Genomic DNA, 3,042 nt, shown 5'->3' with positions numbered 1-3,042 from the left:
TTGCAAAACCTGCTTCTGATTTTTCAGACGGCCTGTCTGATTACAGAGTACGGGCAACTTCGACGATGTCGAAACATTCGAGTTGGTCGCCTTCCATAATCTCGTTGTAGCCTTTGAGCATCAGACCGCACTCGAAGCCCATGCGGACTTCTTTGACGTCGTCTTTGTAGCGTTTCAAAGAAGACAGCTCGCCGGTATGGATAACCACGTTGTTGCGGATGAGGCGGACATGGGAATCGCGTTTGACCACGCCGTCGGTAACCATACAGCCTGCAATGTTGCCGACTTTGGAAACGGAGATAACCTGACGGATTTCGACCGTGCCGGTTACTTGCTCTTTCTCTTCCGGAGAGAGCATACCGCTCATGGCGGCTTTCACGTCGTCGATGGCATCGTAAATGATGTTGTAGTAACGGATTTCCACGTTTTCATTTTCAGCCAGTTTGCGTGCGGAAGCATCTGCACGGACGTTAAAGCCGATGATGAATGCGCCGGAAGCGATGGCCAAGTTGACATCAGATTCGGTAATGCCGCCAACGCCGCTGTGCAACACGTTCACTTTCACTTCGTCTGTGGACAGTTTTTTCAGGCTGCCCGCCAAAGCTTCGTAAGAACCTTGTACGTCTGCTTTGATGATGACGGACAAGGATTGGGCTTGGTTTTCGCCCATGTTGTTGAACATGTTTTCCAGTTTTGCGGCCTGTTGTTTGGCCAAGCGCACGTCGCGGTATTTGCCTTGACGGAAGAGGGCGATTTCGCGCGCTTTTTTCTCGTCGGCCAATACCATTGCATCTTCGCCTGCGTTCGGAACGTCGGACAAGCCGAGGATTTCGACAGGGATAGACGGACCGGCTTCATTGATGGCTTTGCCGTTTTCGTCAACCATTGCACGGATTTTACCGAATGCAGTACCGGCCAGCAGCATATCGCCCTTTTTCAGCGTACCGCTTTGTACCAAGAGGGTGGCAACCGCGCCGCGGCCTTTGTCCAAACGTGCCTCTACGATGATACCTTTGGCAGGTGCATCGACTGGGGCAGTCAGTTCCAAAACTTCGGCTTCGAGCAAGACGGCTTCGAGCAATGCATCGATGTTCAGGCCTTTTTTAGCGGAAACGTCGATAAATTGTACATCGCCGCCCCATTCGTCCGGCACGACTTCGTGCGCGGTCAGCTCTTGGCGGATACGCTCTGGGTTGGCGGCTTCTTTATCGATTTTGTTGACGGCAACCACAATTGGTACGCCCGCAGCTTTAGCATGGGCAATCGCCTCGATGGTTTGCGGCATCACGCCGTCGTCGGCTGCTACAACAAGAATCACGATATCGGTTGCTTTCGCACCGCGCGCACGCATGGCGGTAAACGCTTCGTGACCCGGAGTATCCAAGAAGGTAATCACGCCGCGAGGGGTTTCAACGTGGTATGCGCCGATGTGTTGGGTAATGCCGCCCGCTTCGCCTTGTACCACTTTGGCGCGGCGGATGTAGTCCAGTAGGGAAGTTTTACCGTGGTCAACGTGACCCATCACGGTAACAACCGGAGGACGCGGCAATGCTTCGGCTTCTACTGCTTCAACGCCTTCATCCAAGAAGGCTTCAGGATCGTCGGCGGCGGCAGGTTTGCCGATGTGGCCGAGTTCTTCCACAACAATCAGGGCAGTGTCTTGGTCGATGGATTGGTTGATGGTTACCATCATGCCCATTTTCATCAGGGCTTTAACCACTTCGACGCCTTTAACGGCCATTTTGTGTGCCAAGTCGGCAACGGTAATGGTTTCAGGCACTAAAACTTCGTGTACGACAGGTTCGGTCGGCGCTTGGAAGGCGTGTTGGTTTGGCTCAAGTTTGAGTTTTTTGCCTTTTTTGCCGCCGCGTACGCGCTCGTCGTCGCCAGTGCGTGTATTGTTGCGGTCGCGACCACCTTTGCCGCCTTTGCCTTTAGCATTGCGGCCTTGAGTGTCTTCATCACGCTCACGACGGTCTTCTTTTTTACTGCGCGCGTTGTGTTCGGATTTGCCTTCGCCGGATGCTGCTTTAGCTTTCTCGGCAGGTTTACTGCGTTCGCCTGATTTGGCTTCTTTAGTAGGTTTTGAGTCTTTCTCGGCCTGTTGTTTTATGGCTTCACGGCGTGCTTGACGCTCTTGTTTTTCTTTCAACAAGGCTTCTTGATGCGCACGCAGGGCGGCGGCACGACGGGCTTCTTCATCGCGTTGAGCCTGTTCTTCCACGCTGACGACAGGTTGCGGTACGGCAGGAGCGGCAGGTTTAGCTGCCTTTTTCGCTTCTTTGCCTTTGCCGCCTTTGTCTTGTTTGGCTTTGGCAGGTTTCTTGGCTTCGGCTGGTTTTTCAGCTTCAACGGATTTTTCAGACGGCTTGTTGTCTGCTTTAGCTTCAACTTTTACTTCGGTCTTGGCTTCTACAGCTTCAACCGGTTTGGCTTCTTCTTTTTTAGCTTCGGCAGGTTTGCCTTCCGCTTTTGGTGCGGCTTTGGCTGCTTTCAGTCTGGCTGCTTCGGCCTCTGCTTTGGCGCGGGCTTCGGCTTTTGCGGCTGCTTCTGCTTCAGCTTTGGCTTTTTCTTCGGCAGCTTTTGCGGCTGCTTTTTCTGCTTCGGCTTTTTGGTTTTCAGCCGCTACTTTGGCTTTGGCTTCCGCGGCCAATTCTTCGGAAGAAGGAATGGTAACGGCACGGCTGCGGCGGCGTGTTTCCACTTTTACGCCGTCAACGGTGCTGACTTCGGTTTTTTTGCGGCGGATGCTGATGGTGCCGCTGTTGCTGCCATTTTTCTTTTGCAGGTAAGCGGTCAGCAATTGTTTGTCGTCAGTGGTCAGGCTGTCATTACCGCTGTTTTTGTTGACGCCGGCTTCTTTCAATTGTTTGAGCAAATCATCGACGGGGCGGTTTAGTTCGGCGGCAAATTGTGCTACGGTTGTATTACTCATTCAGTACCCCCTTAGTTGTTTTCTTCAGTAAACCAGTGTTCGCGTGCAGCCAAAATCACTTTTTTGGCTTCTTCTTCGTCAACACCGGTAATTTCGACCAATTCGTC

At 52.7% G+C, this 3,042-nt stretch carries 1 protein-coding gene; it reads right to left on the bottom strand.

Annotation, left to right across the window (positions count from 1 at the left end):
* Nucleotides 1-40: 40 nt before the first annotated feature.
* Nucleotides 41-2,935 (bottom strand): translation initiation factor IF-2, encoded by a 2,895-nt coding sequence (gene infB / locus ACTHUE_RS14245; protein WP_107792455.1) that lies wholly within the window; start codon nucleotides 2,933-2,935, stop codon nucleotides 41-43.
* Nucleotides 2,936-3,042: the final 107 nt, after the last annotated feature.

This window comes from Neisseria sp. P0021.S005 (assembly GCF_051956955.1).
The sequence above is the reverse complement of the archived record's forward strand: the minus strand, read 5'-3'. Positions and strand labels throughout refer to the sequence as shown.